The 13415-nt window shown below is 65.5% G+C and carries 11 protein-coding genes; 6 read left to right on the top strand and 5 right to left on the bottom strand.

The window, feature by feature from the left end; translation table 11 throughout:
• Positions 1 to 7 precede the first annotated feature (7 nt).
• Both ACZ1JW_RS12910 and ACZ1JW_RS12915 read left to right on the top strand, forming a co-directional pair.
• Positions 8 to 1243, top strand: a complete 1236-nt coding sequence (locus tag ACZ1JW_RS12910; protein WP_465140822.1) for an MFS transporter — start codon at positions 8 to 10, stop codon at positions 1241 to 1243.
• Positions 1244 to 1398: 155 nt separating this feature from the next.
• A complete protein-coding gene (locus ACZ1JW_RS12915; protein ID WP_465126285.1) occupies positions 1399 to 1701 on the top strand; it encodes a GIY-YIG nuclease family protein in 303 nt (100 codons plus the stop codon).
• A 165-nt stretch (positions 1702 to 1866) separates the two neighbouring features.
• Here ACZ1JW_RS12915 and ACZ1JW_RS12920 read toward each other — a convergent pair whose 3' ends face one another.
• From ACZ1JW_RS12920 to manD, 3 genes are read right to left on the bottom strand one after another with little or no spacing between them, the layout of a single operon-like run.
• A complete protein-coding gene (locus ACZ1JW_RS12920; RefSeq protein WP_465142777.1) occupies positions 1867 to 2739 on the bottom strand; it encodes a sugar kinase in 873 nt (290 codons plus the stop codon).
• Positions 2740 to 2793: 54 nt separating this feature from the next.
• The gene (locus ACZ1JW_RS12925) at positions 2794 to 4314 is read right to left on the bottom strand and encodes a hypothetical protein (RefSeq protein ID WP_465140823.1); all 1521 of its coding nucleotides are present in this window, start codon (positions 4312 to 4314) and stop codon (positions 2794 to 2796) included.
• Position 4315: 1 nt separating this feature from the next.
• Complete coding sequence (gene manD / locus ACZ1JW_RS12930; RefSeq protein ID WP_465140824.1) at positions 4316 to 5524, bottom strand: D-mannonate dehydratase ManD; 1209 nt, start codon at positions 5522 to 5524, stop codon at positions 4316 to 4318.
• Between the two features lie 102 nt (positions 5525 to 5626).
• Between manD and ACZ1JW_RS12935 the strand changes: the two genes are divergently transcribed.
• The 4 genes from ACZ1JW_RS12935 to ACZ1JW_RS12950 all read left to right on the top strand — a co-directional run bounded on the left by ACZ1JW_RS12935 (position 5627) and on the right by ACZ1JW_RS12950 (position 10940).
• Complete coding sequence (locus ACZ1JW_RS12935) at positions 5627 to 6379, top strand: FadR/GntR family transcriptional regulator (protein ID WP_465126281.1); 753 nt, start codon at positions 5627 to 5629, stop codon at positions 6377 to 6379.
• Between the two features lie 27 nt (positions 6380 to 6406).
• Positions 6407 to 7807 (top strand): glucuronate isomerase, encoded by a 1401-nt coding sequence (uxaC, locus tag ACZ1JW_RS12940; protein WP_465140825.1) that lies wholly within the window; start codon positions 6407 to 6409, stop codon positions 7805 to 7807.
• Entirely contained in the window at positions 7804 to 9192 is a 1389-nt protein-coding gene (locus ACZ1JW_RS12945; protein ID WP_465140826.1) for a mannitol dehydrogenase family protein, read from the top strand. Before uxaC ends, ACZ1JW_RS12945 begins: the two co-directional genes overlap by 4 nt.
• 95 nt (positions 9193 to 9287) lie before the next feature.
• Positions 9288 to 10940, top strand: coding sequence for an FAD-binding protein (locus tag ACZ1JW_RS12950; RefSeq protein WP_465140827.1), 1653 nt, complete (start codon positions 9288 to 9290; stop codon positions 10938 to 10940).
• A gap of 21 nt (positions 10941 to 10961) precedes the next feature.
• On the opposite strand, the gene ACZ1JW_RS12955 is transcribed toward ACZ1JW_RS12950, so the two are convergent.
• Together ACZ1JW_RS12955 and ACZ1JW_RS12960 are read right to left on the bottom strand one after the other, a co-directional pair.
• Positions 10962 to 12380: a sensor histidine kinase gene (locus ACZ1JW_RS12955; protein WP_465140828.1), complete on the bottom strand. Its 1419-nt coding sequence runs from the start codon at positions 12378 to 12380 to the stop codon at positions 10962 to 10964.
• Positions 12381 to 12473: 93 nt separating this feature from the next.
• On the bottom strand, positions 12474 to 13400 hold the full coding sequence (locus tag ACZ1JW_RS12960; protein ID WP_465140829.1) for a Vgb family protein: 927 nt from the start codon (positions 13398 to 13400) through the stop codon (positions 12474 to 12476).
• Between the last annotated feature and the right edge of the window lie 15 nt (positions 13401 to 13415).

Raw genomic sequence — 13415 nt, forward strand, 5'->3', positions numbered from 1 at the left:
AAGACACATGCTCAGGAAGCTCCCGCTGCGCTGGTGGATCATCGCGCTGATCACGCTCGGCACGATCCTCAACTATCTTGCGCGCTCGACGCTCTCGGTCGCGGCGCCTACGCTCAAGACCGAATTTGCGATGTCGACCGAGCAGTACAGCTGGGTCGTGCTGGCCTTTCAGGCGAGCTACACGGTGATGCAGACTGTAGCGGGCGCGGTGCTCGATGCGCTGGGCACGCGGGTGGGGTTCTTCGTGTTCGCGGTGGGTTGGGCGCTGAGCAACATGGCCCATGCCTTTTCGACCGGGTGGATGAGCCTGGCGTTCTTCCGTTCGCTGCTCGGCGCGACCGAAGCCGCTGCGATTCCGGCGGGGACCAAGACGGTTTCGCAGTGGTTCCCGCCCGAGGAGCGCCCGCTCGCCACCAGCCTGTTCCAGATGGGCACGAGCGTTGGCAACATGATCGCGCCGCCGCTGGTGGCGTTCTGCATCCTTGCGTGGAACTGGCAGGCGGCGTTTCTCGTGACCGGCGCGCTGAGCCTTGTCTGGGCCGGGCTGTGGTGGTTCGGCTACCGCGATCCCGCCGTGCATCCGCGCCTTTCGCAAGCCGAGCGCGATGCGATCGTGGCGATGAACCAGCCCGACGCGACCAAGCCCGCGACCAAGGGCGACGTTCTGCGCAGCCGCTCGTTCTGGGCGATTGCCGTACCGCGCTTCCTGGCCGAGCCTGCATGGCAGACCTTCAACTTCTTCATCCCGCTCTACCTTGTGGCGGTGTGGAAGCTTGACTTGAAATCCATCGCGATGTGGGGCTGGATGCCGTTCCTTGCCGCAGACTTCGGCAGTCTTGCAGCGGGCCTCCTGCCGCCATGGCTGATGAAGCGCGGCTCCTCGATGCTGTCATCGCGAAAGATCACCATGACGCTTGGCGCGCTATGCATGGTGGGGCCTGCCTGCATCGGCCTTGCGACGTCGCCGGAGATGGCGATTGCCCTGTTCTGCATCGGCGGCTTTGCCCACCAGATGCTCAACGGCGCGCTGATCACGCTCTGCGCCGACGTGTTCGACAGCCGCACCGTGGGCACGGCCAGCGGCATGGCGGGCACGTCTGCCTGGGTTGGGGGCATGCTGTTCACGCTGCTGATCGGGCAGAGCGCCGACGTGTTCGGCTACAATCCGCTGTTCGTGGCGCTGGCGGGGCTGGACCTGCTGGCGGCGGTGGTGCTGTGGAGCCTGTTGAGAGCGAGATCCTAGGAGATTTTAGCACTGACGGGATGACAGCTATTGTGGATCTCCGACAGGGCACTGAATGGCAGGAAAGGGGTGGATTTCTGCTGTTGCTTCCATAACAGCACCATTATCGTCACCCCGGGCTTGCCCCGGGGTCCCGCTTTCTGTCTCGTCACGCCATGGACAGGGAAAGGCTCGGTGGTTGGGTCTACATCATGGCCGACCGTTACCGAGGCGCGATGTACGTTGGCGTGACTTCGCACCTTGCTGCGCGCATCCATCAGCACCGCGAGGACCGGGGCTCGGACTTCTGTGCCCGTTATGGCTTGAAGCGGCTGGTCTGGGCAGAGCGCGGCGACCGGATCGAGGACTGCATAGCGCACGAGAAGCGCGTGAAGCGCTGGCGCAGAGCGTTCAAGTTCGACCTGATCGAGCGCGGCAATCCAGACTGGCTGGATCTTTACAACGTGATCCTTGGATAGCTTGCGCGAAGAGAAAGCGGAACCCCGGGTCAAGCCCGGGGTGACGGCAGGGGTGTGAGAGAAATGGCGCCAGTGTCCGCAATGGCGTCGTATCCTGACAGGCCACTTTTAGCAAAAAATGGCGGATAGCTGACGTCCCACCATCCGGGAATTTGCCCTCGCGCCCTAGAAATCCCGCGCCGGGATCGCGCCTCGTCTCATGATCGTCCAGCCTGCCAGCGCATGGCCCGCGATTGCGGCCTGTGCTGGGGCTTCGCCACGCAGGCGCGCGGCGAGGTAACCGGCGTTGAAGGCATCGCCCGCGCCGCTGGTGTCGACAGGGGCAAGCACGCGTTCGGGGGCGACGATTGCGCCATCGGGCAGGCGGCAGCCTTGCGCGCCGAGCTTGACCACGGTTTCGGCGCAGCCAAGGCCCTGCCAGTGCGCGGCAACGGCGGCGGCATCGGTCTCGCCCGAAAGCATGGTCTCGTCCTCGAGCGTCGGCAGGCCGATGGAGGCTGTGGCAATGGCGGCATCGCGCGCGGCACGGGCGGTCTGCCGGTCGGGCCAGAGGCGAGGGCGGTAGTTGCCGTCGAAGGCGACAAGGCCGCCGCGCGCACGCACCTTGCGGGCAAGCGAGATCAGCGCCTGCCGGCCCTCTTCGGGCAGGATTGCCAGCGAGACCAGTGAGAATGCCAGGAGGTCTGCATTCGCAGCATCTTCGAGCGCGGTATCGATGTGCTGGCAAGCGAACAGGTGTCGTGCGGCGCTCTCGCCGCGCCAGTAGGTGAAGCTGCGCTCGCCCGCATCGTCCGTGGTGATCGCATAGAGCCCCGGATTGCGGGCCGGATCTGCAAGCACGAGAGTGGTATCCAGCCCTTCGGCCCTCCAGCGGGCCTTCAGGTCCTCGCTGAAGGGATCGGTGCCAAGCGCCGTCAGGTAGGCCACATCCAGGCCGTTGCGGGCGAGGTGGATCGCGGTGTTCAGCGTGTCTCCACCATAGGCCAGATGCCAGCCTGAACCGCCTTGGCTGGAGCCGTCTTGCGACAGCTCCAGCATGGCTTCACCAACGAGGACGGTATAGGGGGTGACCCGCACGCGCTGGTCAGACACTTAACGGCAGGCCGGGTTTGCCGCGCCGGGGATGGCGTAGAAGGCGATGGACTGGCCGGGAATGGTGACCTTGCCTGCAACGGGAGCGCCATCGAGTCCGGTCAGCGTGAGGTCTGCCGAGAGGGCAGGGGCCTTGCCATTGACCAGCACGGTGCGGGTATCGAGCGGCTGGCCGGTCATGGTCCAGCCAAGGCCCTTGCCGCCAAGGCTGATCTTCTGTGCGGCCTCGCCGGTGTTGAGCGCCATGACCGCAACGCCGCCGGGCTTGCCCGCAAGGCAATGCGCATAGAGCCGCAGTGCCGGCGAGGGCGAGCGCGGCGATGCCAGCACGGTGCTGCCCATCGTGCGCTTCCACAGCACGGCGCCCCAGTAGTTGGGACGCGGGGTCATCGTGTCGCGATCGATCAACGCATAGTCGCTCGCGGCCAGCGTGTTGTGCATGACCACCTGCAGGCCTTGCTGGGCAAGGGCGGCGTTCTGGTTGAGGTAACGGAAGGTATCGAGGAAGGTCGAAGCCCATGGGCTACCACCGCAGGCCGCCTGCGCAGTCTCGGTGTTCCACATCGGCTTGCCCGGCTCGAACCTGTCGCGCAGGGCCGCGTAATAGCGATAGTCACGCACGGTCATGTCGAGCCACTTCGCGGTGAGCGCGTCGTGCTTCTGCGCCGTGCCGATGCCGAGGCCTGTGCAACGTTGCGAGACCGAGCCGTAGAAGTGGTATGACACGCCATCCACGCTGTTCGGGTTGGCCTGCATCATGTCCTCGCTGCTGACGTGGCTGCCCATTTCGGCGGGAACCGGAACGTCCTTGAGCAGGCCCGCTTCGCCGACGCCGCCGACGCCGAGGATCTTCATGTCGGGCACGGCCTTGCGTGCCCAATCACGGAACAGGCGGAATTCGGCGCCGTAATTGGCCGCGGTGTAGGGCTTGGGCATCTGCGGCGCGGCGCTGGGCATGTTGGCTTCGTTGAAGAATTCGGCAGCGTAGAGGGTGCCGCCCGCCTCGCGGGTCAGGTCGACGAGGCGCTGGGCCTGCGCGGGCGTCCACACGCCATTGGCATCGCGGGTGCCATTGCTGACGGCAAAGCTGGTGACGATGGGCGCGTCGACGGCCTTGGAGAAGGCCACGACGTTCCGCCACTGGTCGCGCTTCAGGACCTGCACGAAGCCTGCAGGCGGAGCGGAAAGGTTCTCGCCCTCGGCTTCGAGATAGGTGTTGTTGGCCCAGGTGCCGCTGACGCGAACGAGGCTGGGGCCGAGCGCCTTGGCCAGTGCAACCAGCTTCGGGTCGGTCAGGTCGATCGGCGGGCGCTGGCGATAGCGTTCGTCGGCCGGGCCGCCATAGGGTGCCCAGAAGCGGCCGCCGGTCACTTCGACCATCTCGATGTTGTAGGACTGGTAGCGTTCGCTGACCGTGCCGAGTTTGGCGAGAGTGCCGAGCTGGAGCGAGGGGGCGGGCGCAGGCGCTGCGCCGGTAAGGGCAACGAGGGCGGTTGCCGAAAGCAGGATATTGCGCATCATCTTACCAGCTCCACATCGTGCCGTCTTCCAGTCGGGCGACCGGGAGGTAGGCGGGCTTGTAGGGGTACTTGGCGGCCAGTTCCTCGTCGATGTCGACGCCGTGGCCAGGGGTTTCGCCGACGAACAGCTCACCCTTTTCGAACCAGTAGTCGTGCGGGAAGACCGCGTCGGTCTCGGCGGTGTGGCGCATGTATTCCTGGATGCCGAAGTTGGGGACCCAGGTGTCGAAATGCAGCGCGCAGCCCATCGTGACGGGCGACAGGTCGGTCGCGCCGTGGCAGCCGGTGCGGACCTGGTACATGCTGGCGAGATCGGCAATGCGGCGCAGGTGGGTGAGGCCGCCCGCGCCGACGACGGTCGCGCGGATGTAGTCGATCAGCTGGTTCTGGATCAGGTCCTTGGCGTCCCAGATCGTGTTGAAGATCTCGCCCACGGCCAGCGGGGTTACGGTGTGCTGGCGGACGAGCTTGAACGCTTCCTGGTTTTCGGCAGGCGTGCAGTCCTCCAGCCAGAACAGCTGGTAGGGTTCGAGCATCTTGCCGAGATTGGCGGCTTCCTGCGGAGTGTAGCGGTGGTGGCCGTCGTGCAGCAGGTGGTGGTCGAAGCCGTAGGTCTTGCGCAGTTCCTCGAACAGCTTGGGCACGTAGTTCAGCGCCTTGCGCGTGTCCCAGCCGGTGACCGAGGGGAGGCTGGCGTCGGCGGGCTCGTAGTAGAGCTTGCCCCGGCCCACGCCATAGGCGTCCTTCACGCCGGGGACGCCGGTCTGGGCGCGGATCGCCTTGTAGCCCATGTCGATGTACTGGCCGACCGCCTCGACCGTTTCGGCAATGTCCGAGCCGTTGGCGTGACCATAGACCATGATCCCGTCGCGGCTGCGCCCGCCCAATAGCTGGTACAGCGGCATGCCGGCCATCTTGGCCTTGATGTCCCACAGCGCCATGTCGACCGCGGCGATCGCGCGCATCGTCACCGGGCCGCGGCGCCAGTAGGCACCCTTGTAGAGGTACTGCCAGATGTCCTCGATCCGGCGCGGGTCCATGCCGATCAGGCAGGGCACGACGTGCTCCTGCAGATAGGCGACGACCGAAAGCTCGCGCCCGTTGAGCGTGGCATCGCCGATGCCGTAGACGCCCTGATCGGTCTCGATCTTGAGCGTCACGAAGTTCCGGCCCGGGCAGGTGACGATGACGCGGGCGGCGGTGATTTTCATGACTCGAAAACTCGCTTTGGTTGGTCGAATGTGGTAATACCGATTGACTGACCAATTTCGGTCTGTCAAGTTCAGAAAAATTGGTAATACCAGAAAGACGCCATGGCAAACCTCAAATCGAACGACCGGCTCTATCAGGACCTCGCCCGCTCGCTGCTAGAGGAGCTGGCCAGCGGGAAGTATCCGGTTGGCACCCGGCTTCCCGCCGAGCGTGATCTGGCGCTTCGCTATGACGTGAGCCGCCCGACGGTGCGCGAGGCGATCATCGCGCTGGAAGTGCAAGGACTGGTCGAGGTGAAGATCGGCTCGGGCGCCTACGTGCGGCGCTTGCCGGGCGAAGAGGACCGTCCCGGTTTCAACGTGACCGCGTTCGAACTGACCGAGGCGCGGCTGCTGTTCGAAGGCGAGGCGGCGGCATTGGCGGCAACGCAGGTCAACGATGCCGACATCGCCGAGATCGAGGTGCTGGTCCAGCGCATTGCCGAGGAGAACCAGGACCCCAACGGCACCGAAAGCGCCGACCGCGAGTTCCACCTCGCCATTGCGCGGGCGACGCGCAACGTGGCGGTGTACAATGCGATCGAGCACTTGTGGGACTTGCGCGCCACCTCGCCGGAAGCGGCGCTCCTGCACGAGAAGGCGCGCCACGCCAACGTGAAGCCGGTGGTCGAGGAGCATTCGGCGGTGCTCGAAGCGCTGCGCGCGCGTGATCCCAACGCGGCACGGGCGGCAATGCGCGCGCACCTGTCCGCCGTGCTTGACGGCCTGTTGTTTGCGACCGAAGAGCGCCTGCTGGCCGAAGCACGCAAGGCTACGCAGGCCAAGCGCGACCGCTATTCGCGCGCCATGGCGTGAGATTTTCCGTTATCTGAAAGAGCTGACATGCCCCGCGATCTTGACCTTCATCCCGACCGGTTGCTGCCGGCCGATCCCTCTGTGCGCGGCCTTGCGCGTGAGTTGTATGCGAGCGTGGCGGACTTGCCGATCGTCAGCCCGCACGGGCACACCGATCCGCGCTGGTTTGCGGAGAATGGATCGTTCGGCAATGCGACCGAGCTGCTGCTGGTGCCCGATCACTACGTCTTCCGCATGCTCTATTCGCAAGGGGTGGCGCTGGAAGATCTGGGCGTGCGCAACCGGCAGGTCGATCCGCGCGCGGCGTGGCGGCTGTTTGCCGAGCGCTACTGGCTGTTCCGGGGCACGCCCTCGCGGATGTGGCTCGACTGGGTCTTTGCCGAGGCCTTCGGCATGGGCGTGCAGCTGAGCGCCGAGACAGCCGACCTCTACTTCGACACGATCACCGAGATGTTGGCGACCGATGCCTTCCGCCCGCGCGCCTTGTTCGAGCGGTTCAACATCGAGGTGATCGCCACGACCGAAAGCCCGCTCGACACGCTGGAGCACCACGCCGCGATCCGCGAGTCCGGATGGAGCGGCAAGGTCATCACGGCCTATCGTCCCGACCCGGTGATCGACCCGGACTTTGAAGGCTTCCAGGCCAACCTCGACCTGTTCTCGCAGCTGACCGGCGAGGATTGCCACAGCTGGACCGGCTACCTTGCCGCGCACCGCCAGCGCCGCGCCTTCTTCGCATCGATGGGCGCGACCAGCACCGACCATGGCCATCCGACGGCGGCCACCGCCAACCTCTCCGCCAGCGAGGCACAAGCGCTGTTCGACCGGGTGGTTTCGGGCAAGTTCCATTCCTCCGATGCCGAACTGTTCCGCGCGCAGATGCTGACCGAGATGGCGGGTATGAGCCTTGACGATGGCCTCGTCATGCAGATCCACCCCGGGTCTTTCCGCAACCACAACGCCGCCGTGTTCGAGCGCTTCGGCCGCGACAAGGGCGCGGACATCCCCACGCGCACCGACTTCGTCCACTCGCTCAAGCCGCTGCTCGACAGGTTCGGCAACGAGAAGGACCTGTCGATCATTCTCTTCACGCTCGACGAGAGCGCCTATGCTCGCGAACTCGCGCCGCTTGCCGGACATTACCCCTGCCTCAAGCTCGGCCCGGCATGGTGGTTCCACGACAGCCCCGAGGGCATGAAGCGCTTCCGCCGCATGACCACCGAGACGGCGGGCTTCTACAACACCGTCGGCTTCAACGACGATACCCGCGCGTTCCTCTCGATCCCGGCGCGGCATGACGTTGCCCGCCGCATCGACTGCGGCTTCCTTGCAGAGCTGGTCGCCGAGCACCGCATCGAGGACTGGGAAGCGGCGGAGCTGGCGCAGGACCTGTCGTACAACCTCGCGAAGAAGGCGTACAAGTTGTGACGCGCCTGTCTCCGGACACGCTCGCCAGCCTCCCCGCCGAGGTTGCGCGCCCGGTCTATGACCGCGACGCCCAGGCCGTCGGCATCGTCCACTTCGGCATCGGCGCGTTCCACCGCGCGCATCAGGCCTGGTACACCGATGCTGCCCTGAATCTGGACAATGGGAACAGCGGCGACGCCGACTGGGCCATCACCGGCGTCTCGCTGCGCTCGGCCGGTGTGGCGCGACAGATGAACCCGCAAGGCGGGCTCTATACGGTTGCCGAACAATCGGGCGAGGGTGCTGCGCTTCGGATCGTGGGCTCTGTCCGCAACGTGCTGGTCGCGAGCGAGGAACCCGATGCGGTGATCGCCGCCGTGGCCGCGCCCACCACGCGGATCGTCAGCCTGACCGTGACCGAGAAGGGTTACTGCCGCCGCCCGGACGGCACGCTCGACTTCGAACTCGCGCACTCCCTGAGCTTCTACTACTTCGTCACGCAAGGCCTGCTGGCGCGGGCCAAGGCGGGGCTGCCCGGCTTGACGCTGCTGCCGTGCGACAACCTTGCCGACAACGGCGCGAAGCTGAATGCCCTGATGCTGCAGTACCTTGAGCGGCACGAGCCCGATCTTGTGCCGTGGTTCAAGCCAAACTGCACCTGCCCCTCGACGATGATCGACCGCATCGTGCCCGCCACGACCGACGAGGACCGGGCGATGGTGGCGCAGGTCTTGGGCGGCCTCACAGACGAAGCCTGCGTCGTGACCGAACCGTTCAGCCAGTGGGTTATCGAGGACCGCTTTGCCGGACCGCGCCCGCGCTGGGAAGCGGTCGGCGCGCAGCTGGTCAGCGAAGTCGGCCCTTACGAAACCGCCAAGCTCAGGATGCTCAACGGCGCGCACTCGCTGCTTGCCTATTGTGGCCTCAAGGCTGGTTACGAGTACGTTCACGAGGCCGTGGCCGATCCGGCCTTGCGCCATCTCGCCAATCGCCTGATGCGCGAGGAAGCCGCCCCGACGATCGCGCCCGCCCCCGGCCAGGACCTTGAAGCCTACGCCGACGCCCTGATCGCCCGCTTCGCCAACCCCAGCCTCAACCACCGCCTGATCCAGATCGCCATGGACGGCTCCCAGAAAATCCCCCAGCGTTGGCTCCAAACCCTCGCCGCCAATGTCGCCCAAGGCCGTCAATGCCCCGCCATCCTCCAAGGCATCGGCGCATGGATACACCACCTATCAGGCGCCAACGGCCCGGTGGATGATCCCATGGCCGAAAGGCTCACGACCATGGTTGCGCGCGCAGATGCCCCCGCAAAGGCCATCACCGAAATCTTCCACGAAGACGGGCCCTTGGGTGGAATCTGGTCACCTCAGCCGCAGGAAATCGCTGTCCTCGCATCTGCCTAGGACAAGTGGCAGTGGTTCTCGCTTCGGCCTCGCATCTACACCTGCAAAAAAGGCGGTAGTGCCGGTTTTGTCAGCCGCATGTGGAGAGATGACCGATGGCGAGTGCTTTGGAGTGGGACCGCGAGGCTGATGTTGTCGTGCTCGGCTCGGGCGGTGCGGCGCTGACGGCAGCGATTGCTGCGCACGATCATGGCGCGAAGGACGTGGTCATTCTCGAACGCTCGGGGATGGTCGGTGGCACCACCGCGATGTCTGGCGGGATGCTGTGGATCCCCGGCAACCATCACCAGCTGGCCGCAGGAATCGAGGAATCGGACGAGGATGTCGTCGCCTATCTCGATGGTCTTGCCCCCGGCGCGCTCGACCCCGAAACGCTGTGGGCGTTCATGCAGGGCGGGCCGGAGATGCTGCGCTTCCTCGAGGACAACACGCCGGTGCGGATGTGCTCGTTCTCGGACTTTCCCGATTATCAGCCTTACTCTCCAGGCGCCAAGCCCGATGGCGGGCGCTCGCTCGACAACGAGGCGTTCAGCTTTGCGCGGCTCGGCAAGTGGGCAGCACGGGTCAACCCGAGCAAGATGGCCTATCCCTTGCGCGGCAGCCTGATCGAGGCGACGCGCGGCACCTTGGACGAGGCAACGCTGGCCGAGCGCGAAGCGGGCGATTATCGTGGGCTGGGGCAAGCGCTGATCGGATCGCTGTTCCTTGGCGTGATCGAGCGCGACATTCCGGTCGAGTTTGAAAAGCGTGCGCGCAAGCTGGTCAAGGATGGCGACCGGATCATCGGCGTCGTGGCCGAGGACGCCAACGGCAAGGACTTCCGCGTTCGCGCGCGCCGTGGCGTGGTGATCGCGACCGGCGGGTTCGAGTGGAACGAGACGCTGGTCAAGGCCTTCATCCGTGGCCCTCTGACCGGCCCGGTGAGCGTGCCCGAAAACGAGGGCGACGGCCTGCTCATGGCGATCGAGGCGGGCGCGCAGCTTGGCAACATGCAGAACGCGTTCTGGATGCAGAGCGTGCTGGAATTCAAGCCGCAGCACCGCAATGCCAAGCCCAACTACATGCTGGGTTCCGACGAGCGCGCGCGGCCCGGCGCGATCCTCGTCAACCGCAAGGGCAAGCGCTTCGTCAACGAGGCGGCGAACTACAACGCTCTGGGCAAGTCGCTCCACGCCTTCGATGGCGGCACCCATGAATACGCCAACCTGCCGTACTGGCTGATCATCGACCAGCGCTATCGCGACAAGTACCCGCTGTTCAATTCGCAGCCGGGCAGCCCAACGCCGTCCTATGCGATCGAGGCGGCAACGCTGGCCGAACTGGCGGAAAAGGCGGGCATCGATCCGGCAGGCCTTGAGGCCGAAGTCGCGCGCTTCAACCAGATGGTGCGCAACGGTCATGATGACGATTTCAACCGTGGCGACAGCACCTACGACAACTTCTACATGTGGGGCGACATGGCCTTTGACCCGCCCTACCGCACGCTGGGCCTGATCGATCAGGGACCGTTCTATGCGGTGAAGATGGAAGCGGGCGCGCTCGGCACGGCTGGCGGGCCGAAGACCAATGCTGACGGGCAGGTCGTCGACTGGAGCGGCAATGCGATCCCCGGCCTCTATGCTGCGGGCAATGCGATGGCGGCGGTGCTGGGCGAGGTCTATGGCGGGGCGGGCGGTACGCTCGGGCCAGGGCTGACGTTCGGCTACCTTGCCGGAAAGCACCTAGGACAGCACATTTCGAACCACTGACGAGACGGGCAGCGCAGTCCTTCAGCCCAGTGCCGAGCGCGGGATGCTGATGCGGCAGAACACGCCTTCGGGGAGGAACTGGTAGTCCAGCTTCCCCCCGATGCCATGGGTGACCGAACGTTCGATCAGGCGCGTGCCAAAGCCGCGCGCCTTTGGCGCGTTCACGATGGGGCCGCCGGTTTCGCGCCATTGCACGACCAGCGCCTCGTCCTCCGCAGCGGTCGCGCGGCACAAGACTTCGACGCTGCCATCTGCCGACAGCGCGCCATACTTCGCCGAGTTCGTGGCAAGTTCGTGCAGCACCATGGCCATGGCTTGAGCGGTGCTCGACCTGAGCACGAGATCGTTGACGACGGGATCAAGGTCCACGGCGATGCCATAGGGCGTCAACTCGTCGGCGATCAGCGCCTGAAGCTTCACGCCATCCCAGCGGTTTTCCGACAGGTGGCTGTGCGCGCGGCTGATTGCGGCGATGCGGCCGATCAGGGCCTCCTTGAAATCGGCAACCGAGCCTTGCGCCTTCATCATCTGGACGATCGACTGAACCACGGCCAGCAGGTTCTTGGCGCGGTGGTCGACTTCGCGCGTCAGCAAGTCCTCGCGTTCACGAGCCTGCTTCAGGTCGGTGATCTCGATGCAGAAGATGCCCACGCCGCGGCGCTGGCCATCGGGGCCATGGACCGGATAGAACACTTCTGACCATGTCCGCTTGACCCCCGGCCGGGCTGGCGTCTCGCCCGAGATCTCGACGCCGCGCATGACTTCGCCGCCCTCTAGCACGGTGCGCAAAAGCGGTTCGGCCGATGACCTGAGATCGGGCAGGAGATCCCATACATTGCGGCCGATGTGATCCTCCGCCGTAAAGCCGTTCATTTCAGCGAGCGCGGTGTTGATGCGGGCAAAGCGCAGGTCGGCATCGAGCAGGCCGAGGCCGACCGGGGCTTCATCGTAGATCGCCTGAAGCTCATCGATCACGCCGAGCAGATGGGCGCGCTGCTCGGCCTGCCATTCGCCGTCCCGCTCGAGCTGCTGCTTTGCGGCGATGAGGTCCATCGCGCTGGTGCTCAGCGAGTGGACCACCTCAAGCACGATCACGGTTGACGGCACGAAGACCATCAGGGCGACGACAGCGCCATCCCGGAGTTCAAAGCCGCCTGATGGCTGCAGGAAAAGGTACCATGCCAGCACCCATGCCAGGACGGTTGCGAAGTATCCGGGGATGCGACCGCCAAGGAACGTGGCCACCACGATGGCCGGGTAATAGGGCAGCATGGGCGCAGGTGCGGGGTGGCCCATCATCAGCCGGACACCGAATGCCGTACCAACGAGCAGCAATGCAGCGGCAACGCCCGGAATCGGGCGTCCGAGCAGGGCGTGGCAGAGCGAGAACGGCCAATGGCCGAACAGTTGCGTCTCGCGCTGTCGGCGGTCCGACGCCATGCCCCTGATTCCCTTGGCCTTCTCCGCCAACCGGATGGCTCAGGCGGCTATCTTGCCCGACTTTGCCTCAGGCGCAATCCCGCTTCGTCGCATTCAGGGCTTTGGCTGTGCCTTCAATCCGGAAACCGGCCAGTACGACAGGGTGTGCACGTCGTGCGCCGAGGTCCACATACCCTTGGGCGTATAGCGCAGTGCGCCGCTTCCGGCGGGCTTGCCGCCGCGTTGGGCCACGGTCATCGTCTTGGGATCGATGGCGGCCCAGACCTGATCGTCGGTTGTGCGCAGCCAGACCTTGCCGTCACCGGTATCGATATCGCCCCACTTGAGGTTTGCACCGACCTTGACCCGGCAGACGACCTGACCGGTGGCAGGATCGGCGCGGACGAGCGTGCCATCGCCCTGTTCCTGCACCCACACGCCGCCTTCGCCCGCAGCGAGGAAGCCCGGCATCGTGCCGAGCGCGGCGCGGGCGACGACGGTGTTGGTCCTGGGATCGATCTTCTGCAGCGTCTGCTTGGTGGCGCTGACCGCCCAGACGGCGTCATAGCCGAAGGTCACGTACCAGGTATCGGCATCGACCGGGATCGAGGCGACGACGGTATTCGTTTCCGGATCGACGCGTGCCACGGCACCTTCGGGCTTGCTCGCCAGCCAGATCGAGCCTGCGCCATTGGCGACGATCAGTTCGCCCTGCTTCTGGTTGGCGATGCCGGTGGGGATGGTGGCGGTAATCTTCGCGGTTTCGAGATCAATCCGCACCAGCGAGCCATCGGCGCAATTGGCGACCCAGAGCGAGCCGAACGCCACGGTCATTGCGCCGCAGGGCCGGGCAATGGCGACCTCGGCGAGCTTGCCACTGCGCGACCACTTCTCGACCTTGCCGCGATTGGTGGCCCAGACCGCATCACCATCGACGGCGAGGAAATCGGCAAAGCCGGGGACGGTCTGGGACTGTTCGACTTGCGCGTGGGCGAAGCTCGGGACCAGAGCGGCGGCGGTGAGAAGCAGTTTGCGGAGCATGGAAATCCTTCCTGA

The sequence above is a fragment of the Novosphingobium sp. BL-A-28-Hi1-0D genome, from assembly GCF_055521755.1.

Coding starts and splice junctions, on each gene's coding strand:
- ACZ1JW_RS12910 (WP_465140822.1), top strand. CDS start 8: ATGCTCAGGAAGCTCCCGCTGCGCTGGTGGATCATCGCGCTGATCACG.
- ACZ1JW_RS12915 (WP_465126285.1), top strand. CDS start 1,399: ATGGACAGGGAAAGGCTCGGTGGTTGGGTCTACATCATGGCCGACCGT.
- ACZ1JW_RS12920 (WP_465142777.1), bottom strand. CDS start 2,739: ATGCTGGAGCTGTCGCAAGACGGCTCCAGCCAAGGCGGTTCAGGCTGG.
- ACZ1JW_RS12925 (WP_465140823.1), bottom strand. CDS start 4,314: ATGATGCGCAATATCCTGCTTTCGGCAACCGCCCTCGTTGCCCTTACC.
- manD (WP_465140824.1), bottom strand. CDS start 5,524: ATGAAAATCACCGCCGCCCGCGTCATCGTCACCTGCCCGGGCCGGAAC.
- ACZ1JW_RS12935 (WP_465126281.1), top strand. CDS start 5,627: ATGGCAAACCTCAAATCGAACGACCGGCTCTATCAGGACCTCGCCCGC.
- uxaC (WP_465140825.1), top strand. CDS start 6,407: ATGCCCCGCGATCTTGACCTTCATCCCGACCGGTTGCTGCCGGCCGAT.
- ACZ1JW_RS12950 (WP_465140827.1), top strand. CDS start 9,288: ATGGCGAGTGCTTTGGAGTGGGACCGCGAGGCTGATGTTGTCGTGCTC.
- ACZ1JW_RS12955 (WP_465140828.1), bottom strand. CDS start 12,380: ATGGCGTCGGACCGCCGACAGCGCGAGACGCAACTGTTCGGCCATTGG.
- ACZ1JW_RS12960 (WP_465140829.1), bottom strand. CDS start 13,400: ATGCTCCGCAAACTGCTTCTCACCGCCGCCGCTCTGGTCCCGAGCTTC.